This is a genomic window from Kitasatospora sp. NPDC058162, from assembly GCF_042884005.1.
Taxonomy (GTDB): Bacteria; Actinomycetota; Actinomycetes; order Streptomycetales; family Streptomycetaceae; genus Kitasatospora.
Genome location: NZ_JBHVUS010000023.1, coordinates 32,019 through 55,799, shown reverse-complemented (window position 1 = coordinate 55,799; position 23,781 = coordinate 32,019). Strand labels below are relative to the sequence as shown.

Below are 23,781 nucleotides of genomic sequence, written 5' to 3'. Positions count from 1 at the left end.
TGCCTCACTCGGCCCCTTCCAGTCCGGCGCGGTCGGGGGCGAAGCGCACCGGCATGGTGGCGAACCCGGTCAGGAAGTTGGAGCGGATCGGCCGCGGCTCCTCGGTCTGCTCGAAGCCGGTGGTGAAGTCCCGCAGCGCCGTGAGCAGTTCGGCGATCTCCACCTTGGCCAGGTAGGACCCCACGCAGAAGTGCGGGCCGTAGCCGAAGGCCAGGTGCCGGTTGGGGGTGCGGCCGAGGTCGAAGTCCCCGGGCCGGTCGAAGACCCGCTCGTCCCGGTTGCCGGAGGCGTGCCAGAGCGTGACGATCTCGCCGGGCCGCAGCCGTACGCCGTGCAGTTCGGTCTCCCGGACGACGCTGCGCCCGAAGTGCATGGTGGGCGAGGCCCAGCGCAGCACCTCGTCCACGGCGGTGTCGACCGCGACCTCGCGCCGTTTGAGCCGCTGCCACTGGTCGGGCCGGGCCGCCAGGGTGCGGACGCAGTCGATCATCGTCAGCCGGCTGGTCTCGTCGCCGCCGATGATCAGGCTGTAGCAGTTGAGCACCACGTCCTCGTCGGTCAGCGGCACGCCGTCGATGGAGCTGGCGATCAGCATGCTGATCACGTCCTCGCCGGGCGCCTCGCGGCGCTCCTCGACGACGTCCATGAAGTACATCAGGATCTCGTTGCGGGCCATCTCGGAATCGACCTCGTCGACGTCCTCGTCGTCCGCCGACAGCGCCGTCTTGGTGAGGCTGAGCAGGTAGTCCTGGTCCTGCTCGGGCACGCCCAGCAGGTTGGCGATGGTGGTCATCGGGATCCGGGCGGCGATCTGCTCGGCGAAGTCGCAGCCGCCGGAGTCGACCGCCTCGCGGATCCACTGCCGGGTGTTGGCCCGTACGGTGGTGGCGACCTGGTCGAGCACCCGCGGGGAGAGCACCCGTTGCAGGATCTTGCGCAGCTCGTGGTGGCGGTGCCCGTCGGTGACGGCCAGCATCCGGCCGGCCCCGGCGTCGCCGCCCTCCAGGAGGGTGACCAGGACGTTGCCGCGCTCGGAGGTGAAGTGGGTGTCGTCCCGGTAGGTGGCCAGGATGTCCTCGTGCCGGGAGAGCACCCAGAACCCGCGGCGGCCGTCGACCGGGGGGTTCCAGTGCAGCGGGGCCTCGTCCCGCAGGGTGCGCCAGTACCCGTCGAGGTCGTGGCCGGCGAAGGTGGCCGGGTCGCCCAGGTCCACGGTGGCCGGGGCCGGCGTGCGCACGGTCACCAGTCCGTGCGCCAGAACCGGCGCGGCTGGAACGGATAGGTGGGCAGCGGCACCCGGTGGCTGGCCTCGCCGCGGTGCAGGGCGGCGAAGTCCGCCTGCCGGCCGCCCACCCAGGCGGCGGCCAGCTCGGCCAGCGCCCGGGCGTCCCGGCCGGCCGGCACGATGCCGTCGTCGGTGCGGGCGAAGGCGTCGGGGTCGGACGCCGCGGCGGTGGCGGTCGAGGTGGCGGCGGTCGAGGTGGCGGCGCCGCCCGCGGCCTCCTCGGCGAGCGCCGCGATCAGCTCCTCGCGGCTGCGCACCACGGCCGCCCAGCGCCGGGGCAGCACCTTGCGGCCGAGGTTGAGGCTGTAGCAGACGTCGTCCAGCCGCAGCCCCGGGTCGGCGGCCAGCCACTCCCGGAGCCGGGCGCGCTGACGGGCCAGGGCCTCGTCGTCCAGGGCGGACAGGGTGGCCAGCCGCGGCCGGCCCGCCTCCTCGGGCTCGCGCCGGGCGGGGGCGGGCGCCTCCTCCAGCAGCAGGTGGGCGTTGTAGCCGCCGCCGCCGATCGAGGTGATGCCGGCCCGGCGGATGCCGGACTCCGGCTCCCAGTCCGCCCCTTCGAGCTGGGGGACGAAGGGCGTGCCGGGGAAGTCGAGGTCCGGGTTGACCTCGGTCAGGTTGATCGTCGCCGGAAGCTGCTTGTGGTACAGCGACAGCGCGGCCTTGATCGCCCCGAAGCCGCCGGAGACCACGCCGCCGTGGCCCACGTTGCCCTTGACCCCGCCGATCGAGGTGGTCGCGGTCTGCTTCCCGAACGCCATGCTCGCCGCGTGCACCTCGAGCTCGTCGGTCATCGGCAGCCCGAGCCCGTTGGCCTCGTACATGCCCACCGTGTCGGGGGAGACCCCGCCGACCTCCATGGCGCTCGCGATGCAGGCGCTCAGCCGCTCGGGCTGGGCCAGGCCGTAGGCCATCGCGCTGACGCCGTTGTTGTTCACGGCCGAGCCCTTGACCACGGCGTAGATGTGGTCGCGGTCGGCGACGGCGTGGCCCAGCGGCTTCAGCAGCACGGTGACGACGCCGCTGGAGAGCGCGGTGCCGGTGCCGTTCGCGTCGAACGGGCGGCAGTGGCCGTCCCTGGACAGGATGCGGTTCTCCTCCCACAGGTGGCCGCGCGGGTGCGGAAGCCGCACCATCGCGCCGCCGGCGATCGCCAGGTCGGTCTGGCCGAGCAGCAGCGACTGACAGGCCAGGTGCACCGAGTAGTGGAAGCCCGCGCAGACCGCGGCGACGGTGACGGCCTCGCCGGTGAGCCCCATGTAGTACAGGGCGTTGGAGGTCATGGTGTCCGGCGACCAGGCCAGGCTGGCCTCGATCGCCTCCGGGCCGACCGACACCCGGTCCGGCGGGGAGCTGTAGAGCGCGGCGGTCTGCGGGTTGTTGGCGCCGTACATCCCGATCTCGGCGTCGAGCCGGTCCGGGTCGTAGCCGCCGTCCTCCAGCGACTCCCAGGCGCTCTCCAGGAACAGCCGGTTCTCCGGGGTCATCGCGGCGGCCATCCGGTCGCTGATGCCGAACACCGAGGGGTCGAACTTGTCGTAGGTGTCCAGCACGCCGCAGGCCCGGACGTAGAACGGGCTGTGGATCAGGGTCTCGTCGACGTGGATGTCGTCCTTGGCCAGGAAGCTGATGGACTCCCGGCCGTGGACGAGGTTGTCCCAGAACTGCTCCTTGGTGCGGGCACCGGGGGCCCGTAACGACATGCCGATGACGGCCACGTCGCCCGGGTCGTAGTCCTGCTCGGGGCGGTCGGTCATGGGGGGCTCCTGCCTCGTGTCGGGTGGGGGAGTGGCTCAGCTGTCGGTTGCCGGGCGGTCGCCGGCCGGGCGGGCGCGCAGTGCGGCGCGCCGGGCGCCGGCTCGGCGGCGGGCCGACTGGACCACCTCGGGGGTGGCGCCCTCGTCCTCGTCGAGCCACCGGGCGAGCGAGGCGATGTCGCGGAAGCTGAACAGGTCGGGGACCCGGACCCGCCGGTCGAAGCGCCGGGTCATCAGCCGGGCCAGCCGGATCAGCAGCAGCGAGTCGCCGCCGAGGTCGTAGAAGGCGGCCTGCACGTCGATGCCCGACGGCTCGAGGTCCAGCAGCTGGCCCCAGATCTCGGACAGGGCGATCTCGGTGGGCGTGCCGGGGGCGGTCAGCGGCCCGCCGGCCTCGGCGGCGGGCGGCTCGGGGAGCGCGTTGCGGTCGAGCTTGCCGCCCGGCCCCAGCGGCAGGGCGGGCAGCACCACCAGGGTGGCGGGCACCAGGTAGTCGGGCAGTTCGGCGGCGAGCCGGGCGGTGACGGCACCCTGCAGCGCCGCGTCCAGCCGGGGGCCGTCCGGGGCGGGGCCGTCGCCGGCCGGCACCACGTAGCCGACCAGCCGGTTGCCCCGGACGGCGGCGGCGGCCTCCCGGACCTCGGGGCAGCCGGTCAGCCGGGCCTCGACCTCCTCCAGCTCGATCCGGTAGCCGCGCAGCTTGACCTGGTGGTCGGTGCGGCCGAGGAAGCGCAGTTCGCCGCCCTCGGTGAACTCGACCACGTCGCCGGTGCGGTACATCCGCCCGCCCGGCTGGAACGGGTCGGCGAGGAAGCGCTCGGCGGTGGTCTCCGGCCGGTTGAGGTAGCCGTGCGCGACACCGGCGCCGCCGAGGTACAGCTCCCCGGGGGTGCCGGTCGGGACCGGCCGCCGCTGCTCGTCCAGGACGTACACCAGGGCGCCCTCGGTCGGCGGGCCGATCGTCGGCTCCTCGGCCGAGTCCTCGGGGACGAGCCCGAAGGAGCAGAACACGGTGCCCTCGGTGGGGCCGTAGGCGTTGAACACCCGGGTGACGCCGGTCTCCCGGTACGTCCGGTCGACCAGCTTGCGGCGCAGCGCCTCGCCGCCGAACACCACGGTGCGCAGATTGGGCGGCAGCGCCCCGGCGTCCAGCAGGCCGTTCATCACCGAGGGGACGACGTTGAGGTGGGTGATCCGGTCGGCGTAGCGGCTCTCCGGCAGGTGCACGGCGCTCTCGACCAGCACGACGGCGCCGCCGCGGCACAGCGCGTTGAAGATCTCCATCACGGACATGTCGAAGCAGACCGAGGCGGCCGCCGCGACCCCGCTCAGGTCGCAGCCCTCCAGGACGCGGTCCATCGCGGCGAGCATCGCCACGCAGCCGCTGTGCCGCACCGCCACGCCCTTGGGCCGGCCGGTGGAGCCGGAGGTGTAGATGACGTACGCGGTGTCCTCGGGCACGACCGGGACGGGCTTCGCGCCGGGCTCGGTGCTCACCGCTTCGCCGTCCAGCACCAGGACGGTCGGGCCGGGCGGGCAACCGGCCCGGGAGGCGGGGGTGGTGAGCAGCAGCCGGGTGCCGCTGTCCTCGACCATGAAGGTCAGCCGGTCGGCCGGGTAGTTGGGGTCCAGCGGCAGGTAGCAGGCGCCGCTGCGCAGGGCGGCCAGGATGCCGACCAGCAGGTCGGGGGTGCGTTCGACGCAGATCCCGACCGGGACGCCCGGGCCGGCCCCGGCGGCGGTCAGCTCCTCGGCCAACTCCCGGGAGCGCCGGTCGAGTTCGCCGTAGCTGAGCAGGCCGGCCTCGGAGTGGACGGCGGTCGCGTCGGGGCTCTTGGCGGCCAGTTCGACGAACGCGGAGTGCAGGGTCTCGGTCACCGGTCGGTCCCCTCGGGCAGGCCGGCCGGTGCGACGGCGCCGAGGGCGAGGTCGGGCCGGGCGATCGAGTCGAAGAGCACGGTGCGGTACAGCGCGAGCAGTGCGGTCACGGTGTGCCTTTCCAGGTAGCTCGGTTTGAACTGGACGTGGCCGGCCACTTCGCCGTCGATGTCCGCCATCGAGACCTCCAGGTCGAACTTGGCGAGGTGTCGGCGCACCTGGAGCGGTTCGAGCGGCAGGGCCCCGTCCGGGGTGAGGGTGTCGCCGACGCCGTGGAAGAGCTTGACGGAGCGGGGGAAGGCGTCCGAGGACAGCCAGTTCACCACCACGTCGAACCACGGGGAGCGGCCCTCGACCCGCGGCGGCTTGAGCTGGGAGGCCAGCTGGTCGAGGGGGTAGTTCATGTGCTCCAGGAGGCCGAGCGAGAAGTCGTGGACCTCGCGGAGCAGGTCGCGGAAGCTGCGGTCGGCGGCGGGGTTCGCCCGGACCAGCACGGTGTTGAGGTAGTAGCCGATGGCGGACTCCCAGCCCGCCTCGGCCCGTTGGGCGATCGCGGTGGCCAGTACGGCGTCCTCGGTGCCGACCGCGCGGTTGAGCGTGGCGAAGAACCCGGCGAGCACCACGGTGCTGATCGACACGCCCTCGCGCACCGCGAACTCCCGCAGCAGCCGGGTCTCCTCGGCGCTCCAGCGGAACGCCAGGTCGCGGCCCTCGTAGGTGACGCCCGGCGGCCGCTCCTTGCCGGACAGGTCGAGGTGGGCGGGCGGGTCGGCCAGCTTGGCCGACCACCAGTCCAGGGCCGCGTCGGCGGCCGGCCCGGCCAGCCACTGCCGCTCCCAGGCGACGAACTCGGTGTACGGGGCCACCGGCGAGTCGGCGGCGGGGTCGGCTCCCTCGTAGTACGCCTGGAGTTCGCGGATCATCACATCGGCGGAGGCCGCGTCCGAGGCGATGTGGTGGACCAGCACCAGCAGGTAGTGGTCGGCCGGACCGCGGTCCATCAGCACGACCCGCACCAGCGGCCCGTTGTCCAGGTCGAGCGGCCGGTGCCCGTGCCGGGCCAGCTCCTCGCGGGCCTGCTCGTCGTCCAGCCCGGTGCTGTCCACCACCAGGAACTCGTACACCGGCTCGTCCAGGACGACCTGGTACGGCCGCCCGCCCGCCTCCACGAACAGGGTGCGCAGCGCCGGGTGGCGGGTCACCACGGCCCGGACGGCGCGCTCCAGGGCCTTCGCGTCGACGGCGGTGCGGATCCGGGCGGTGACCATGAAGTTGTAGGGCACGGCGTCGGGCGAGACCATCTGCATGAACCAGAGCGAGGCCTGGCCGTGCGAGGCCGGGGCCAGTGCGAGGCCGAGGCCGTCGGCGCGCAGCTGCTCCGGGGCAGGGGCGTCGGTGGCGTCCAGCAGTCCGCGGGCGTCCAGTTCGTCCAGCAGTTCCTCGGCGTCCAGTTCGGACAGCTCGTCGAGGAAGGCGTGGTCGGGACCGGCCTTCGGCGCGGGAGCGGGCGTGGGGGCGGGGGCGGGGGCGGCTGCCGGAGCGGCCGCGGGGGCGCCGCCGGCGGTGAGCTCGACGAAGTGGCCGACCACCGCGGAGATCGGGCGGCCGTCCAGGAACACCACCGGCGACACCCGGTGCCCGAACAGCGCCTGCATCCGGTTGACCAGCCGGATGCCCACCATCGAGTCGAGGCCGAAGTCCCGCAGGCAGGCGTCGGTGTCGAAGCCGCTCACCGGCACGCCCAGCGCGTCGGCGAGTTCGGCGAGGACGACCTCCGCCACCGGCCGGTCCGCGGGCTCGGCCTGGACCTCGGCCTGGACGACAACCGGGGGCGCAGCGGCAACGGCCGTAGCCGCCGGGGCCGCCGGGGCCGAGGCACGGGCGGGCTGCGGCTCGGTGTCGATCCAGTAGCGCTCCTTCTGCCACTGCACCAGCGGGGTCTCCACCAGCTCGACGTCGTCGTCGAACAGCGGGTCGAAGGTCAGCGGCAGGCCCCGGACGTACAGCGAGGCGGCCGCGCCCAGCAGGCAGCGCAGGTCGCCCTCCTCGCGCCGCAGCGAGTTGATCGCGTGCACCCGTGCCCCGCGGGTCAGGGCGATCTCCTCGACCGCGCCGCGCAGCGTCTCGTGCGGGCCGATCTCGATGAAGGTGCCGACGCCCCGGTCGACCAGCGCCCCGATGGTCTCGGCGAAGCGGACCTGGTTGCGCAGGTTGTGCACCCAGTAGTCGACGTCGGTGGCCGGGTTCACGGTGTCGGCCAGCGCGGTGGAGTGGAAGTCGAGGGTGGGCGGCAGTGCGGTGATGCCGTCGATGCCCTCGCGCAGCGGCTGGAGCAGCGGGTCCATGCCGGGGCTGTGCACCGGCCGTTCGACCCGGATCCGGCGGACCGAGATCCCCTCCCGGAGGAGGTCCGCCTCCAGGGCGTCGACGGCCTCGGGCGAGCCGGAGACCGCCGCGCTGGTGGGGCTGTTGACCACGGCGACGGCCGCGTGGGCGGCGTACGGGCCGAGCCGGGGCAGCAGTTCCGCCTCCGGCAGGTCGACCGAGATCATCGCGCCCGCGGCGGCCTTGCGCTCCAGCAGGTGGGAGCGGGTGACCACGACCCGGGCGGCGTCCTCCAGCGACAGCGCCCCGGCCACGCAGGCGGCCGCGACCTCGCCCAGGCTGTGCCCGACCACGGCGGTCGGCTCGACGCCGAGGCCGAGCCAGACCTTCGCCAGCGACACCTGGAGGGCGAACAGCACGGGCTGCTGGAAGTCCATCTCCTCGTACCGGGCCCGCTCGGCCGGGGCGGCCAGCTGCTCCAGCACCGAGCAGCCGCCGGCCGCCCGCACGGCGGCGTCGCAGGCGGTCATCCAGGTGCGGAACCCGGCGTGGGAGCGCAGCAGTTCACGGCCCATGCCGACCCACTGGGTGCCGCCGCCGGAGAACACCAGGGCCACCCGGCGGTCGACGGTGCCGGAGAAGGTGCCGGTGACCACCTCGGGGTGCGGCCGGCCGGCCGCGACCCGGGCTAGCCCGTCCAGCACGTCCTGCCGGTTGCGGGCGAACAGCGCGACCCGGTGGTTGTGGTGGGTGCGCCGGGTGGCCAGGGTGTAGGCGAGGTCGGAGACCCGCAGGCCCGGGTCGCGTTCGACGTGGTTGGACAGCTCGCGGCAGGTGTCGGCCAGCGCGCCCGCCGTGCGGGCGGTGACGGGCACCAGGTGCAGCGGCCCGTCGGCGGCGGGGTCGGCGGGGGCGGGGGTGGTGTGCCGGCCCCGGTCCCCGGCCAGGAACGGGTGGGCCGGGACGGCCAGTCCGGCGGTGTACAGCGCGCCGAGCGAGCCGAGCAGGGTGGCCGCCTCGTCCTCGCCGCGCCGCAGCGAGGGCAGGGTGGCGGCGGGGAGGAGCTCGGACACGGACTTGAGCAGCAGCGGGTGCGGGCTGAGCTCGATCACCGCGTCGACGTCGTGGTCGCGCAGCCCGGTCAGGGCGTCGACCACCCGGATCTCCCGGCGCAGGTTCTCCGCCCAGTAGTCCGGCCCGAGTTCGGCGCCGTCGACGGCCGCGCCGGTGACCGTGGAGATCATCGGGATCCGCGCGGTGCGGGGCCGGATGCCCGCCAGCTCGGCCTTCAGCGGGGCGAGCACGTGGTCGACCAGCGGGGAGTGCGGGGCGTGGCCCATCCGCACCCGGTGGTTGGTGACGCCCGCGTCGGTGAGCCGCTGGACCAGGTCGTCGATCTCCTGCGGCGTGCCGGTGACCAGGGTGGAGCGCAGGCCGTTGCGGCCGGACAGGGTGAGTCCGCCGGTCAGGTACGGCTCGACCTCGTCCGCGGCGGTCATCACCACGATGCCCTCGCCGCGCCCGACGGCCAGCTGCTGGAGCAGCCGGCCGTGGTGGGCGGCCAGCCGGGAGGCGTCGTCGAAGTCGAGCGCACCGGCCACGTGGGCGGCGGCGAACTCACCGACGCTCTGCCCGACCACGACGTCCGGCTCCACCCCCAGCGAGCGCCAGGCCTCGGCCAGCGCGACCTGGAGCGAGAACAGCAGTGGCTGGAAGACGTCCATGTCGTCGAGCCGGCCGTCCGGGGAGAGCAGCTGGTCGACCAGGGAGAAGCCGAGCAGCTCCCGCATCCGCCGGTCGGAGCGCATCATCGAGCGGCGGAACACCGGCAGCCCGGCGAGCAGTTGGCGGCCCATGCCGACCCACTGGGAGCCGTTGCCGGAGAACAGGAAGGCCACCCGCGGGCGGCGCCCGGTCGCCTCCCCGACGCTCAGGCCGGTCGCCTTCCCGACGCTCAGCCCGGGGGCCGGCTCGCCGTTGCCGAAGGCGTCCAGCTGGGTGCGGAGTTCGGCCATGTCGCGGGCGGCGGCCGCGAGCCGGAAGGCGCCCCCGCCGGGTGCGCGGCCGCACAGCTCGCGCAGGTCGGTGGCGTCGCGCAGCGCCCGGGCCCGGTCGGCCAGCGCCTCCCGGGAGTCCGCGGCCAGCAGCAGCAAGGAGCTTTCGGGGCGCGGCAGTTCCTCGACGGCGACGTGGCAGATCGCGCCGCCGAAGCCGAAGGAGCTGACCCCGCCCCGGCGGGCGTCGGAGCGCCGCGGCCAGGGCGTCAGCCGGTCCTGGACGGTGAGCTGGTACTCGTCGAAGAGGATCTGCGGGTTCGGCGTGCTGTAGTGCAGGCTCGGCGGGAGCACGCCGTTGCGCATCGACATCGCGAGCTTGACCAGGCCGACGATGCCGGCGGCGGCCTCCAGGTGGCCGACGTTGGACTTGACGGAGCCGAGCCGCAGCGGCTCGGTGCGGTCGCCGCCGAGGACCGCGCCGATCGCGTTGGCCTCGATCGGGTCGCCGAGCGGCGTCGCGGAGCCGTGGCACTCGATGTAGTCCACCAGGTCCGGGGCGATGCCGGCCCGCCGGTACGCGGTGCGCAGCATCTTCTCCTGGGCCTGCGGGTTGGGCGCCGTCATGCCGTTGCTCAGGCCGTCGTTGTTGGAGGAGCTGCCCTTGATCAGGCAGTACACCGGCAGGTCGCGCTCCAGGGCGACGCTGAGCGGGGCCAGCACGACCACGCCGGCGCCCTCGCCGCGGACGTAGCCGTTCGCCCGGGCGTCGAAGGACTTGCAGCGGCCGTCCGGGGCGAGCGCGCCCATCGCGTCCATGGCGGTGTAGTAGTCGGAGACGAAGCTCAGGTTGACGCCGCCGGCCAGCACCAGGTCGCTCTCGCCGAGTTGGATCGACTGGCAGCCGACGTGCACCGAGACCAGGGAGCCGGCGCAGGCGGCGTCGATGGCCATGCTCGGGCCCTGGAGGCCGAGCAGGTAGGAGACCCGGTTGGCGATGATGCCGTCGTGCATGCCGGTCGCGGTGTGCGGGGTGATCTGGCTGTCGGGGCCGCGGTAGTGCGCCAGGGCGGCGTAGTCGCCCCAACAGGAGGCCATGAACACGCCGGTGTCGCTGCCGAGCAGGGTGTGCGGGGCGATGCCCGCGTCCTCCAGCGCCTCCCAGCACAGTTCCAGGACCAGCCGCTGCTGGGGGTCCATCTGGACGGCCTCGCGGGGCGAGATGCCGAAGAACAGCGGGTCGAAGCGGTCGATGCCGTCGATGAACCCGCCCCAGCGGACCGCGTCGTTCATCAGCTCGCGGCGCGCGGCCGGCACCGGCCCGACGGCGTCGCGGCCCTCGACCAGCAGCCGCCAGAACGAGGACGGGTCCGGCCCGCCGGGGAAGCGGCAGCCGATGCCGACGACCGCCACCGGCTCCTGCGCGGACGGGCGGCGCTCCGCGCCCCGGGCGGGCTCCGTCTCGCGCGGCCCCTCGACCAGGGCCCGGGCCAGTTCGCCGACGGTCGGGTACTGCCAGATCCAGGTGGCCGGGACGGCCCGGCCGAGGAATTCGGACAGCGCCGCAGCGAGCGCCACCGACTTCGCGGAGTCCAGTCCGTAGCGGTGCAACGGGGCCCGGGGATCCAGGGTGTTCGCGGACACGTCCAACAGTTCGGATACGCGGGAAAGCAGGAAATCCGTGACGGCGGACAAGTCCGGCACCGCTCGTTCTTGGGGCATGGCGACTCCCTGGGCAGGGCGGAAGGATCGAGTGGGTGGAAGGGGTGGGTGGAACCGCCCGGCTGCCCGGTCGGAGAGTGCGGACGGCCACCGGTATGGCCTGGGCATGACAGGCTTAATCAGCCGCGTGCGGACGTGCGAAGGTGCGGACCAGCGGCTCGAATCGGCTCGTTGATCGCGGCACAGCGGCCCACTGTGAAGTTCTCGCCGCAGCGTGCGGCGCCCGCCGACCGGCGTGTCGGCACGTCCGAGGTGGGGGTACCGCGGTGCTGCTGTCTCGGTCCGCCCTGGGCGCGGAGGTCGAATCGGGTGGCGCAACGAGTATGCGAATAATGCGAATCGATGTGCAGCGGATCACCAGGTATTTACCGACCAGCGGGTATGAGAGTGCCACCTGGCGATTGGTGAGACAAGCGTCGTCGGCGGGCCGGTCGGGGCAGTGGCGGGAACCGATCGGCAAAGTGTCCGATTCGACCTGCTCGATCGAACGTCTCCGGTCGAATGAAACAACGGCGGATGAACCGGTGCACAGCGGGCATGCGTTCGCGTACGATATAGTCAATCAGCCCAGCGCACAAGGAAGTTGAGTGTGGCCGGAATCGCCGCGCGGTCGGGGCGGGGTGGACAGCGGAGGATCGACCCGGGCAAGCTGACCTCCATGCCAGTTGCGAGTCTTGAGACAGCGTCAGTCGGTGTCGACCGCTCCTTAGCCCGACCCTCGGCCGGACAGTGCTCCGCTGTTGCACCCCTCGGTGCACCGCGGCCCGTCGACCGCACCGGCGGGGTCTGCGCCGAATCCACCGGCGGGTCGGCATGACCGACATCGCGGTGCAGCCGCTGGCCCGGCCGGGACTGGCGCTCGGCGTGCTGGCCGGGGCGCTCGCCCTGGACGTCAGCGGCCTCGGGGTGCTCAACGCCGCCCTGCCCTCGGTCGGCAGCCGCTTCGACCTGGCCGACACCACCCTCCAGTGGGTGATGACCGCCTACGCCGTCACCTTCGCCGGCTTCCTGCTGGTCGGCGGCCGCCTGGCCGACGTGCTCGGCCGGCGGCGGGTGTTCGAGGTCGGCGTCGCCGTCTTCACCGTGTCCGCGCTGGTCGGGGCGGTGGCGCCGAACATCGGGGTGCTGCTCGGGGCGCGCGCCGTCCAGGGCATCGGCGCCGCGCTGTCGGGCCCGGCCGCGCTGGCCCTGCTGTCGGAGGCGTTCCCGGCCGGTCCGGCCCGCAACCGGGCGTTCAGCGTCTACGCGGCGGTCGGCGCCGCGAGCTTCAGCGGCGGGGTGATGCTGGGCGGCGTGCTGACCCAACTCCTCGGCTGGCGTTCGGTGCTGTGGTTCTCGGTGCTGCTGGGCGTCGCCGTGCTCGCCGTGACCCGGATCGGCCTGCCCGACGGCACCGGGCACAGCGGCCGGCTGGACCTGCCCGGCGCGGTGGCCGGCACCCTCGGCCTCACCCTGCTCGTGGTCGGGGTGAGCAGCTCCGGCGCGACGGCCTGGACGGTACTGGCCGCGGCGGCGCTCTGCCTGGTGCTGTTCGTCGTGCGGGAGCACCGCACCGCCGACCCGGTCCTCCCGCTGAACCTGTTCCGGCTCGGCTCCGTCCGGGCGGCCAGCCTGGCGGCGTTCCTCCAGTACATGGGCTCGGTCGGGATGCTGTTCTTCGCGCCGCTGTACCTCCAGGGGATGCTGGGCTACTCCCCGTTCGAGTCGGGCCTGGCGCTGGTGCCGATGTCCGCCGCGGTGTTCCTCACCGCCAACTTCGCCACCGGCCGGCTGTTGGCCCGGTACAGCCCGCGCACCCTGATGGCCGTCGGCCTGGTCCTGATCGGCGTCGGCACCGGACTGTGGCTGGCCACCCCGCACGACGGCTCCTACGTGGTGTACGTGCTGCCCGGCCTGGTGCTCAGCGGCATCGGCCAGGGGCTGAACTTCCCCTCGATGACCACCGCCGGGCTGGCCGGCGTCCCGGCCGAACGGCAGGGCGTCGCCGGGGCGGTCAACGTCGTGACCCAGCAGATCGGCGCGAGCGTCGGCGTGGCACTGATGGTCCTGGTCGCCGGGACCAGCACGGACCAGCTCGACGGCTACCACCTCGCCTACATCACCGCCGCCGCCGCCTGCCTGCTCGGCGCCGCGGCCATCGCCGCGGGGCGGCGCGCCTGAGCTCGGGCCCGGTCCCCGGCCCGGCCCGCGGGCCGGGCCGGGGACCGGTTGACGGCTCCGGCCCGGTGGAGCATGCTGCTGACGAAGCCAAGCAAGCGCTTAGTCACTCGCGAAAGGCGCCACCCCGTGCCGTCCCTGCTGCTCTCCCGCCGTGATCTCGACTTCCTGCTGTACGAATGGCTGGACGTCGCCGCGCTCACCGGGCGGGCGCGGTACGCGGACCACTCGCGGGAGACCTTCGACGCGGCCCTGGGCCTCAGTGAGCAGGTCGCCACCCGGCACTTCGCGCCGCACAACAAGCGGAACGATGCCGAGGAGCCGCGGTTCGACGGCGAGCGGGTGCACATCATCCCGGAGGTCAAGGAGGCGCTGGCCGTCTTCGCCGGCACCGGGCTGCTCGGCAGCGCCATGGACTACGAGGTCGGCGGCGGGCAGCTGCCCTCGGTGGTGGCCAGCGCCTGCTTCGCCTGGTTCCAGGCCGCCAACCCGGGGACGTCCGGGTACCCGTTCCTCACCGCGGGCAACGCCAACCTGCTGCTGGCGCACGGCAGTCGCGACCAGATCGACACCTACGTCCGGCCCATGGTGGAGGGTCGGTTCTTCGGCACCATGTGCCTCTCCGAGCCGCAGGCCGGCTCCTCGCTGGCCGACGTCCGCACCCGGGCGGAGCCGCGCGCGGACGGCACGTACCGGCTGTTCGGCAACAAGATGTGGATCTCCGGCGGCGAGCACGAGCTGTCCGAGAACATCGTCCACCTGGTGCTGGCCAGGATCCCCGGCGGACCGTCCGGGGTGAAGGGCCTGTCCCTGTTCATCGTGCCCAAGGTGCTGGTCGGCGCCGACGGCTCGCTCGGCGAGCGCAACGACGTCGTGCTGGCCGGGCTCAACCACAAGATGGGCTTCCGGGGGACGACCAACACCCTGCTCAACTTCGGCGAGGGCGTGCACCGGCCGGGCGGCGAGCCCGGCGCCGTCGGGCACCTGGTCGGCGAGCCGCACCGCGGCCTCGCGTACATGTTCCACATGATGAACGAGGCCCGGATCGGCGTCGGACTCGGCGCCGCCGCGCTCGGCTACACCGGCTACCTGCACGCCCTGGACTACGCCCGCACCCGCCCCCAGGGGCGCCCGGCCGGGGCCAAGGACCCGGCCTCCCCGCAGGTGCCGATCATCGCCCACGCCGATGTGCGCCGCATGCTGCTGGCCCAGAAGGCCTACGCGGAGGGCGCGTTGGCCCTGGTGCTGTACGCCGGCCGGCTCCTCGACGAGGAGCGCACCGGTGCGACCCCCGACATTCGGGCCCGCGCCCACCTGCTGCTGGACGTCCTGACGCCCGTGGTCAAGAGCTGGCCCTCCCAGTGGTGCCTGGAGGCCAACAGCCTGGCCATCCAGGTGCACGGCGGCTACGGCTACACCCGCGAGTACGACGTCGAGCAGTTCTACCGCGACAACCGGCTCAACCCGATCCACGAGGGCACCCACGGCATCCACGGCCTCGACCTGCTCGGCCGCAAGGTCGTCATGGACGACGGCGCCGGGCTGCGCCTGCTCGTCGAGACGATCTCGGCGACGACTGCCCGCGCCGAGGGACTCGGCGGTGACGCCGCCGGGTATGCGGCGCAGCTGGACGAGTCCGTCCGGCGGATCGCCGCGGTCACCCGGCGGCTGTGGGCGACCGGCGACCCGGAGACGGCCCTGGCCAACGCGACCGTCTACCTGGAGGCGGTCGGCCACACCGTCGTCGCCTGGCTGTGGCTGGAGCAGTACCTCGCCGCCGCAGGCGGCACCGAGCCCTTCCACGAGGGCAAGCGGCACGCCTGCCGGTTCTTCTTCCGCCACGAACTGCCCAGGACCGAAGCGCAGTTCCGCCTCCTGGAGAGCCTGGACCGCACCGCCGTCGAGATCCCCGACGACGCGTTCTGAGCGCGGTGCGTCCCCTGCACCCGCTCGGGTGCGGGGGACGGGCCCTGGACGGGAGCGTCAGACGGCGGCCAGGCGGGCGTGCCGGCGGGCGGTCGCCTCGGTCGGGTCGAGGACCGGGACGGCGGCCAACAGCCCCTTGGTGTAGGGGTGTTGCGGGGAGTCGTAGACCGCGTCGGCGTCGCCCTGCTCCACGATCCGGCCGGCCCGCATCACTGCGACCCGGTCGCTCACCTGGCGGACCACGGCGAGGTCGTGCGCGATGAAGACCAGGGCGAGCCCGAGGTCGCGCTGCAACTCGCCCAGCAGGGCGACCACTTGGGCCTGGGTGGTGACGTCCAGCGCGGAGACCGGCTCGTCGCAGACGATCAGCCGCGGCTCGGGCGCCAGGGCCCGGGCGATGCCGACCCGCTGGCGCTGGCCGCCGGAGAACTCGTGCGGGTAGCGGTGGTACCAGCCGGCGTCGAGTCCGACCCGTTCGAGCAGCTCGCCGACCCGGGCGCGGATCCGGCGCTCGTCGCTCTCCCCGGCCACCCGCAGCGGGTCGGCGACGGACTCCCCGATGGTGCGGCGCGGGTTGAGCGAGGAGACCGGGTCCTGGAAGACCATCTGCAACTCCCGGCGGAGCGGGCGTAGTTCGCGCTCCCTGAGGGCCCCGATGTCCCGGCCGCGGTAGTGCAGCCGGCCGGCCGTCGGTTCCAGCAGCCGGACGAGCATCCGGCCGAGCACGGAGGCGGGCCCGCCGGTGCCGTCGTGGACGACACCGGCGAGCCCGCCTCCCGGTTCAGGTCGGTCAGTCGAGGGTGTAGCCGAGGACCCCTTCGGCCACCTGGCCCTCGCAGTTGATGTCGTTGGAGTCGAAGTGCTCACCGTTGACCGTGCAGCGGCGCAGGACCCGGCTCGCCACGCCGGCCGGCGGCGCGGTGTAGGCGTAGCCGAGCGTGCTGAGGAACTGCTGGCCCTCGCAGTTGGCGGCCGGCGAGGTGAAGGTGTCCACGCTGTTCCAGACCTTGCACGAGTAGAGCGGGGCGGTACCGGCGACCTGGCTGCCGTAGAGCCAGCCGAGGCTGCCCTCCAGGTAGTAGCCGGCGGGCGCCGACCCGGTGGTGCTCAGGTGCTCGGGGCCGTTGTACCGGTTGAGGTTGACGGTGCCGGGGGCCGGCTGGGTGGCGCACTGGAGCTGGGCGCTGCCCTCCCAGCTCGTGACCGGCCCGATGGAGGCGGACACGGCGGCCTTCGCGCCCCGGGCCGCGAGGAGGTTGTTGTTGTTCGGCCAGGCCTGCGCGGTGCCCACCTGGAGGCACTGGGAGCTGCTGAAACCGGCCGCCTGGGCCTGGGAGAGGGCGTTGTTGAGCGCGCTCTGCTTGGCCTGGGCCGACGTCGAACCGAAGCCGTCGCCCGTGTAGTTGGCCTGGGTCGGGGTCGCCGAGGCGGGGATCGCGGCGACCAGCAGCATGGTGCCGGCGGCTGCGGCGATGCCCAGTGCGCGGGGGATTGCCCTCATGGTGTGGCCTTTCGTCGTTGGATCCGGTGCTGGCCGGCGCGGGTGGCCGGCCCAGGGGGCGCGTGCCGGGGCCGAGTTGCGGGTCACGGGGTCCGGTGCGGCGCCGACCGAGAACCTAACGGTCCGCCAGTTCGCTGCTGTAGCCCTCCATATGGGGGGCTTGAGGGCGGCGGGCCGGAGGGTGTCCACTGGCCCTGCCCCTGCCCACCGGTGGCGGTCAGGGCGCGGCGAACCCGTCCTCCCGCACCCGGGTCGCCAGGTCGATCTTGGTGTACGCGGGCCGCCCCGCCCGCCGGTACTTGGCCTTGACGCGGTCGAGGTAGTCCTTCGCCGTGTTCGGGGTGATGCCGGCCCGGCGCGCCGCGGACTTGAGGGTCAGCCCCGAGGCGTAGTCGAGCAGGACCTGCAGCTCCTTGGGTGACAGCCGGGGCCGGTTCGGGCCGCCGTCGTGCGCGTGTGGTGGAACCGGGTCTACGGTCATCGCGGCCCCCCTCGTACCGCCGCCGCGGGCGGCCCGCCAGGGCAGCTCCGACCGAGCGAGCAGGGCGTGTGCCCCGACCTGGCCGAACAGTCGCCGTGCCGCGTCGGTCGCGCTCTCGTAGCCGGAGCGGTCACCGCGGTCGGCGGCGATGTCGGCGGCCACCAGCTGGGCCATCCCGGCGCGGACCACGAAGCCGGAGGCGGCCAGTCCGTCCGCGGCCCGGCGGGCCAGCGCCGTCGCCCGGTCCTGCTCCCCGCGGGCCCGCAGCAGGCGGGCCGAGGCCAGCGACACCACGGCCCCGGCCGCGGGCAGCCCGGCACTGCGGGCCGCCCGCCCCGCCAGCTCGACGTGCCGGGCGACCAGGGCGGTGTTCCCCTCCGCCGCGTGCACCGCGGCCATCAGGTCGTGGCCGTGGGCCGGCATCGGGTCGCGCCACCGGTCGTCGCCCAGGCTGAGCAGCCGGGCGGCCTCGGCCGCCGTCGGGGGCTGCCCGCAGATCACCGCGGTCTCCACGACGGCGTGCCGCACCACCGCGCGCCACACCGCGGTCGGCGGCTCCGGCTGGCCGAGCAGCAACTCCCGTGCCGGCCCCACGGCTTCCGCTCCGCCCTGCCAGGCCGCGGCCCGCAGCCGGAGCGCCGCCGCGATCGCCAGCGTCTCGGCGGCACCGAGCTCCCGGGCCAGCTCCAGCGCCCGGTCGGCGGCGAGCCGCGCCGCGTCCATCGGCCCCGACATCAGGAGCAACGCCGCCCGCACCGCGTGCAGTTGGGGGAGAACGTAGTGGTGCTGATGGCGCTCGGCCAGGGCGATGCCGCGCTCGATGCGGTCGGCCGTCCGCTGCCGCCGTTCCAACAGCACGCCGGCCCAGCCGCGTTCGGGCAGGGTGGCGAGCGCCCGGAGCCGTCCGCGCGCGTCCAGCGAGTCGGCGAGCCGCTCCGCCGCGTCCAGGGCCCGGCGGGCGGCGGGCACCGCCCCCTGGCCGATCGCGGCGAGGCTGGTCAGGCTGTGCGCGGCCAGCCGGGTGCCGTCCGAGTCGTCACGGTGGACGGCGGTCTCGATCCGGCGCAGGCTCCTTCGGGTCTGACCGTTCATCAGATCCAGTCTGGCAAGCTGGAGTTCGTCGGTCGCCCGGACCCCGTCCCGGTCCAGCAGGCCGTAGACCCGGTCCGTCCGGCCGCGCAACCGTTCCACGAGGGCGACCGGCCCGACGGCGCGCGTGCGGTTGGGGTCCGTGTCGGACAGCAGCGGGCACAGCACCTCGGCGGCGTCGTCCAGTCGGCCGGTCAGGGTGAGCGCGCGGCCCAGCAGCACGGTGGCCTCGGCGCGCGGCCCGGTGGGATCCGCCCGCTCGGGGAGCGCGTCCAGGACGGCGCGCAGCCAGCGCGCACCGGTCGCGGGATCGGTCTCGAGGACGGAACGGGCCGCGGCGGTGAGCCTGGTCAGGCAGTCCCGGTCGGCGGCCGGCGCCGCGTGCTCGGCCTGCCCGGCCCACACCGCGGGCGGCGCCCCGCACCGGTCGAGGTGATCGGCGGCGCGCCGGTGGGCCCCGGCGCGCCAGACCGGGCCGGCCAGCCGGTAGAGGGCGGCGGCGGGCAGCGGTTGGGCGAAGCGGTAGCGGCCACCGGTCGGGGTGACGCAGCCGTGCCCGGCCAGCTCGTCGAGCGCCTCGTCCACCGCCTCGACCGGAAGGCCGGCCACGGCCGCCACCAGTGCCGGGTCGAACCCCGGTCCGGCCACGGCCGCGGCCCGGAGCACCTCGCGGGCCCGCTCCGACAGCGTGGCCAGCTCCCCGCGCAGCTCCGGCCCGGGCTGCCAGCCGTCCGGAGGCCGCTCGGCTGTGGGTCGCCCGACGCCGCGCGGATCGCCTGCGGCCAGCCCGGACAGCAGCTCGGCGGACAGCTCGGCGGGCAGCTCGGCGAGGGCGCGCAGGTACCGGGGGTTGCCGCCGCTCGCCCCGGCCAGTAATCGCCGACGCTCCGGTGCCGCGTCCGGCAGCAGCCGGGCGAGCGCGCCCGGGCCCAGGGGAGCGAGCTCGAGCCACTCCGCGTCGGCGTCGACCAGCGTCCGGGTCAGCCAGGGCGGACAGCCGCCGCTGCGACAGGCCAGCACGACGGTGAACCGCCCGGCCGGCGGGCTCGCGACCAGCCGGTCGAGCAGCAGCAGCGACTCCCGGTCGGCCCACTGGAGGTCGTCCAGCAGGAGGACGGGCGAGGCTCCGGCGAGAGCCTCGCGCAGCCGCCGGTGCCGCCGGTGCCCGTGCCGGGCCCAGTCGCCGTCCGCCCCGCCGCTCGCCGTGCCGCCCGCAGCGTCGGCGAAGCCTTCGAGCAGGCCCCGGGCCCCGGTGCCCCAGAGCGCGTCCAGCAGCAGCCCGTACGGCTCCGAGCGGCCGCCCCGGGTGGCCCGTGCCTGCCCCACCGGTCGCCCGGACCCGGCCGCCGAGCGCCGCAGTTCGGCCAGCAGTCGGCTCTTGCCGATCCCCGGCGGCCCCTCCACCACCCCGACCGCCGGCCGCCGGTCGTCGGCCTCCAGCAAGCCCGCCAGGCGGCGCAGTTCGTGGTCGCGCCCGGCCAGTACGTCATCGTCCCGAGAAATCCGCACGAGCTGGCATGAAACCACGTCCGGCACGGATCGCCCAGACATCGGACACGAAGAGCCCCCGCCCCCGACCGCCGGCCGCTCGGCCCCGCCGTCAGCAGTCCGGCACGGGATCGGTCTCGCTGGTGATGTCGGTGTCCCGCACGAAGCCGACCGCGCCGTTGTCGGCGGTGGTCAGCAGCCAGCGGGTCGGGTGCGGGCCGCCGACCCAGGCCTGGTTGTCCTCCTTGCAGGAGAACCAGCTGGGGTCGGTGTTCAGGTAGCCGACGACGGTGTTCGGGTCCGGGTAGACGTGGTTGTCGCCGACCGTGCCGAAGACCGGCGAGCCGGGCACGTTGTGGCAGTACCACCGATTGGCCTCCCCGGGCCAGCAGTTGTCGGCCGCGACGGCGGACGGGGCGGCCACCACCCCCAGGCTCACGACGAGGGCGGTGGTGGCAGTGGCGGCGGCGGTCCTGGCGGTCCCGGCGGTGCTGAACATGTCTCACTCCTGTTGTCGTTCCTGCGGGCCGGCCGGAGAGACCGGTCCTGTGGGTCGGCCCGCGCGCAGCGTGCCCGGCGGTCCCGGCGTGTCACACCTCCGGTTCCGGCGGCGGCCCGAACCGGCCGGTCCGGGGCGGTTCGTGGCCGAACTCCTTCGCTCGCGCGCACGGCCCTCGGACCGGCGCGCGGAGTGCTTCATCGGGATGTCATCGGCCGCTGCGATGGTCGTCCGGTGACCTGGGCCGACCACGCACCGCGACGGAGCGGGCGGGTGGGCCGACCTCGTGGGGAGGAATCGCAATGCAAGCACGAAAGATCGCGGCCGCGGCAGCCGGGCTCCTGATGACGGTGGGGCTGACGGCGGCTCAAGGCGCCACGGCACAGGCGGCGACCACGCGCGTGGCCGCCCCGTGCGAGGGCACCTACACGATCGTCGTCGGGGGCACCGGTAGCTCCTGGAACAACGACGGCTTCTACGGCAACATCCAGCAGCACGTCGGGTACCCGACCACGATCCCCAACGGCGCGAGCACCCGGGCGGGCGTCAACGAGCTGAATCGGCTGGTCCGCGACCAGCGCGCGGCCTGTCCGGACCAGCACGTCAAGATCGGCGGGTACTCGCTGGGCGCCGGGGTGGTGCACGTCTGGGTGACCGAGAACTGGCAGACCTTCGGCAACGTCAACGCCATCCTGGTCGCCGACCCGAAGCGCCAGGGCAACCCCGGGACCGACGGCGGGGCCGTGCCGTTCGGCGGCATCATCGGCGCCCCGCTGGCCGGCGCCGACCGGTTCTTCGGCAACATCCCCGTCAAGACGATCTGCAACCGGGACTACGTCTGCGACGAGTCCGCCGGGATCTGGACCTACCCGTACAACCACACCCATGACTACCCCGAAGACTTCAACATGGACCACCACAACGACAGCGCCAACGAGCAGTGGTACAACGGCACCTGGTACCCGGCGAGCTGGTAGTCGCCCCGGGCCGCCGGGTCCGGAGCCGACCCTTCCGCACCACCTGTCCGTGCCCGGGGAACCTCCGGTCACCGGACAGGTGGTGCTCCGTTGGTAGTGGGACGGGGGGCGGTCGCGGGGGTGCCGCCCCCGTCATCGGGATGTCATCGCCCCTCCCTAGCGTGGCCCGCGTACGGACAAAAACCCTCGGATGACAGGGAAGGGACGGCCCGATGGCGCGGAGGGGACTCAAAACGAGGCTGCCGGTGGTGGTCTTGGCCGCGGCGGCACTGATGGGCACGACGGTGGCGGCCGGATCACCGGCCGGCGGTTCGGCGGCCGCCGCGGGGGCGCCGGACAAACCGACGATCCGCTACACCGAGTACGGCATCCCGCACATCATCGCCGCCGACCTGGCGGGGCTGGGGGAGGGGTACGGCTACGCCGCGGCCAAGGACAACATCTGCACCCTGGCCGACACCTACCTGATGGTCAACGCCCAGCGGTCCCGCTACCTGGGCCCGAACGGCAAGGCCAGCCCCGGCCAGAACCAGAACAGCACCACCAACCTCAACAGCGACCTCTACTTCCAGCGGATCAACGACAACCGGGTGGTGGAGGGGCTGATCGACCAGCCCGCGCCCAAGGGGCCGGAGCCGGAGGTCAAGGACGCCATCCGCGGCTACGTCCGGGGCTACAACCGCTACCTGGCCGAGACCGGCGTCGGCAACATCTCCGACCCGGCCTGCCGCGGCGCGGCCTGGGTGCGGCCGATCACCGAGCTGGACGTCTACCGGCACGCCCACGCCGAGATCATCATGGGCAGCGCCGACCCGCTGGTGGACGGCGAGGTGAACGCCGCACCCCCGGGCGCGTCGGCCGCCGCCCAGCCCGGTGCCGCCCAGCCGGCCGCCGCGGCGCCGCAGCTCTCGCCCGAGGAGACCGGGAACCGGATCCGCGAGGCGATGGCCGCCGCCCGGCAGCAGGGCAGCATGGGCAGCAACGCCCTGGCGGTGGGCTCCCAGGGGGTGTCCGGGGGCACCAGCATGCTGCTGGCCAACCCGCACTTCCCCTGGCAGGGCAAGAACCGGATGTGGCAGGCCCAACTGACCATCCCGGGGCGCTTCAACGTCTCCGGGGCCAGCCTGCTCGGCCTGCCCGCCGTGAACATCGGGCACAACGACGACGTCGCCTGGAGCCACACCGTCGCCACGGTCGCCCCGTTCGGACTGTTCGACGTCCAGGTGGACCCGCTGCACCCCACCAACTACCTGGTGGACGGCGTCTGGACGCCGATGACCTCGCAACAGGTCGGGGTCGACGTACTGAACCCGGACGGCTCCGTCGGCCGGGTCACCAGGACGCTGTGGGCCACCCGGTACGGCCCGATCACCACCTCGGTCCTGGGCAACCCGCTGCCCTGGGTCGTGAGCGCCCATGCGGTGCGGGACGCCAACATGGACAACCTGCGGGCGCTGAACACCTGGTTCCACCTCGACCAGGCCAAGGACGTCAACGACGTGGTGAACGCCCTGGAGACCACCGAGGGCGTCCCCTTCTTCAACACCGTCGCCTCGGACCGCAAGGGCAACGCCCTCTACGCGGACATCCAGGCCGCCCCGAACATCACCGACGCCCACGCGCAGTCCTGCCTCACCCTGACCGGCCAGGTGCTCTTCAACCAGTCGCTGCGGCTGCCCAACGTCCCGCCGGTCTCCATCTTCGACGGCAAGCGCAGCGAGTGTGACTGGCCGAACGACCCGAACGCCGTCGCGCCGGGCCTGATGGACCCGCACCAGCAACCGCGGCTGATCCGCTCCGACTTCGTGGGCAACGCCAACGACAGCGCCTGGCTGGCCAACCCCGAGCAGCCGCTGTCCTTCCCCCGGGTGATGGGCGACAGCGCCGCGCCCCGGTCGCTGCGCACCCAGGAGCTGATCCTGACCGCGCAGAACCGGATCAACGGCACCGACGGCCTGCCGGGCCGGGGCTTCACCCCGGAGAACATGCGGCAGCTGCTGTTCGCCGGCAACAGCCGGGCGGCCGACCTGGCCCTCGACGCCACGGTGCGCGCCTGCCAGGGCGCGCCGTTCGGGCTCGTGCTGGTGGACGGCAACCTGGTCAACATCAGTGAGGCGTGTCCGATCCTGGCCGCCTGGAACCACAAGTTCACGCCGGACAGCCGGGGTTCCTGGCTGTTCGAGAACGTCTGGTTCTCCCTGAGCAGCGGACAGGCGATCGAGAAGCTGCCCTGGCGGGTGCCCTTCGACCACAAGGACCCGGTGCACACGCCCAATTCGCTGGACGCCGGCAACGACGCCGTCCGCAACGCGGTCGCCCGGGCCGTCCTCGCGGTGCGCAACTCCGGTGTCGCGCTGGACGCGCGGCTGTCGGACGTCCAGAAGGTCACCCGCAACGGCGAGCAGATCCCGGTCCCCGGCGCGATCCACGAACTGGGCGTGCTGAACGTGGTGACGCCCGGCACGGTCGACGGCAAGTTCGACATCACCTTCGGCTCCAGCTTCGTCCAGGAGACGCGGTTCACCGCCGACGGCCCGCCGCAGTCCGCCTCGGTGCTGGCCTACTCCCAGTCCGCCGATCCGAACTCGCCGCACTACGCCGACCAGACCAAGCTGTTCTCGGCCGGCCAGTGGGTGACGGAGCGCTACACCGAGGACCAGATCGCGGCCTCACCGGCCCTGGAGGTCAAGGTCCTCGACTGAGGC

11 protein-coding genes and 1 pseudogene are annotated in these 23,781 nt (G+C 73.8%); 4 read left to right on the top strand and 8 right to left on the bottom strand.

Features of this window, described 5'->3' with window-relative positions:
• Positions 1 to 4 precede the first annotated feature (4 nt).
• From ACFVXG_RS31300 to ACFVXG_RS31285, 4 genes are read right to left on the bottom strand one after another with little or no spacing between them, the layout of a single operon-like run.
• The gene (locus ACFVXG_RS31300; protein ID WP_387932244.1) at positions 5 to 1,243 is read right to left on the bottom strand and encodes a cytochrome P450; all 1,239 of its coding nucleotides are present in this window, start codon (positions 1,241 to 1,243) and stop codon (positions 5 to 7) included.
• Positions 1,240 to 3,039 carry a beta-ketoacyl synthase N-terminal-like domain-containing protein gene (locus ACFVXG_RS31295; RefSeq protein WP_387932242.1) on the bottom strand — a complete coding sequence of 600 codons (1,800 nt, stop codon included), beginning with the start codon at positions 3,037 to 3,039 and terminating at the stop codon, positions 1,240 to 1,242. Before ACFVXG_RS31295 ends, ACFVXG_RS31300 begins: the two co-directional genes overlap by 4 nt.
• 36 nt (positions 3,040 to 3,075) lie before the next feature.
• A complete protein-coding gene (locus tag ACFVXG_RS31290; protein ID WP_387932240.1) occupies positions 3,076 to 4,917 on the bottom strand; it encodes an amino acid adenylation domain-containing protein in 1,842 nt (613 codons plus the stop codon).
• The gene (locus ACFVXG_RS31285; protein ID WP_387932238.1) at positions 4,914 to 10,958 is read right to left on the bottom strand and encodes an acyltransferase domain-containing protein; all 6,045 of its coding nucleotides are present in this window, start codon (positions 10,956 to 10,958) and stop codon (positions 4,914 to 4,916) included. Before ACFVXG_RS31285 ends, ACFVXG_RS31290 begins: the two co-directional genes overlap by 4 nt.
• Positions 10,959 to 11,771: 813 nt before the next feature.
• Between ACFVXG_RS31285 and ACFVXG_RS31280 the strand changes: the two genes are divergently transcribed.
• Both ACFVXG_RS31280 and ACFVXG_RS31275 read left to right on the top strand, forming a co-directional pair.
• Positions 11,772 to 13,118 carry an MFS transporter gene (locus ACFVXG_RS31280; protein ID WP_387932236.1) on the top strand — a complete coding sequence of 449 codons (1,347 nt, stop codon included), beginning with the start codon at positions 11,772 to 11,774 and terminating at the stop codon, positions 13,116 to 13,118.
• 72 nt (positions 13,119 to 13,190) lie between these two features.
• On the top strand, positions 13,191 to 15,041 hold the full coding sequence (locus ACFVXG_RS31275) for an acyl-CoA dehydrogenase (RefSeq protein ID WP_387932234.1): 1,851 nt from the start codon (positions 13,191 to 13,193) through the stop codon (positions 15,039 to 15,041).
• Positions 15,042 to 15,098: 57 nt separating this feature from the next.
• Here ACFVXG_RS31275 and ACFVXG_RS31270 read toward each other — a convergent pair.
• From ACFVXG_RS31270 to ACFVXG_RS31255, 4 genes and pseudogenes are all read right to left on the bottom strand, one after another.
• Positions 15,099 to 15,809 (bottom strand): annotated as a pseudogene (locus ACFVXG_RS31270) (ATP-binding cassette domain-containing protein); the annotation flags it as partial.
• Positions 15,810 to 15,831: 22 nt separating this feature from the next.
• Positions 15,832 to 16,542 (bottom strand): hypothetical protein, encoded by a 711-nt coding sequence (locus ACFVXG_RS31265; protein WP_387932232.1) that lies wholly within the window; start codon positions 16,540 to 16,542, stop codon positions 15,832 to 15,834.
• Positions 16,543 to 16,759: 217 nt separating this feature from the next.
• Entirely contained in the window at positions 16,760 to 19,621 is a 2,862-nt protein-coding gene (locus ACFVXG_RS31260; RefSeq protein ID WP_387932231.1) for an AAA family ATPase, read from the bottom strand.
• Between the two features lie 91 nt (positions 19,622 to 19,712).
• Positions 19,713 to 20,099, bottom strand: coding sequence for a hypothetical protein (locus tag ACFVXG_RS31255; protein ID WP_387932229.1), 387 nt, complete (start codon positions 20,097 to 20,099; stop codon positions 19,713 to 19,715).
• 302 nt (positions 20,100 to 20,401) lie between these two features.
• On the opposite strand from ACFVXG_RS31255, the gene ACFVXG_RS31250 reads away from it, so the two are divergent.
• Together ACFVXG_RS31250 and ACFVXG_RS31245 are read left to right on the top strand one after the other, a co-directional pair.
• A complete protein-coding gene (locus ACFVXG_RS31250) occupies positions 20,402 to 21,076 on the top strand; it encodes a cutinase family protein (protein ID WP_387932227.1) in 675 nt (224 codons plus the stop codon).
• Between the two features lie 212 nt (positions 21,077 to 21,288).
• A complete protein-coding gene (locus ACFVXG_RS31245) occupies positions 21,289 to 23,778 on the top strand; it encodes a penicillin acylase family protein (RefSeq protein ID WP_387932225.1) in 2,490 nt (829 codons plus the stop codon).
• The last annotated feature ends 3 nt before the right edge of the window (positions 23,779 to 23,781 follow it).

Excerpts from the sequence above, each read along its gene's own strand:
- ACFVXG_RS31295 (WP_387932242.1), bottom strand. The coding sequence starts at position 3,039 with ATGACCGACCGCCCCGAGCAGGACTACGACCCGGGCGACGTGGCCGTC.
- ACFVXG_RS31285 (WP_387932238.1), bottom strand. The coding sequence starts at position 10,958 with ATGCCCCAAGAACGAGCGGTGCCGGACTTGTCCGCCGTCACGGATTTC.
- ACFVXG_RS31280 (WP_387932236.1), top strand. The coding sequence starts at position 11,772 with ATGACCGACATCGCGGTGCAGCCGCTGGCCCGGCCGGGACTGGCGCTC.
- ACFVXG_RS31275 (WP_387932234.1), top strand. The coding sequence starts at position 13,191 with ATGCTGCTGACGAAGCCAAGCAAGCGCTTAGTCACTCGCGAAAGGCGC.
- ACFVXG_RS31265 (WP_387932232.1), bottom strand. The coding sequence starts at position 16,542 with ATGAGGGCAATCCCCCGCGCACTGGGCATCGCCGCAGCCGCCGGCACC.
- ACFVXG_RS31255 (WP_387932229.1), bottom strand. The coding sequence starts at position 20,099 with ATGTTCAGCACCGCCGGGACCGCCAGGACCGCCGCCGCCACTGCCACC.
- ACFVXG_RS31250 (WP_387932227.1), top strand. The coding sequence starts at position 20,402 with ATGCAAGCACGAAAGATCGCGGCCGCGGCAGCCGGGCTCCTGATGACG.
- ACFVXG_RS31245 (WP_387932225.1), top strand. The coding sequence starts at position 21,289 with ATGGCGCGGAGGGGACTCAAAACGAGGCTGCCGGTGGTGGTCTTGGCC.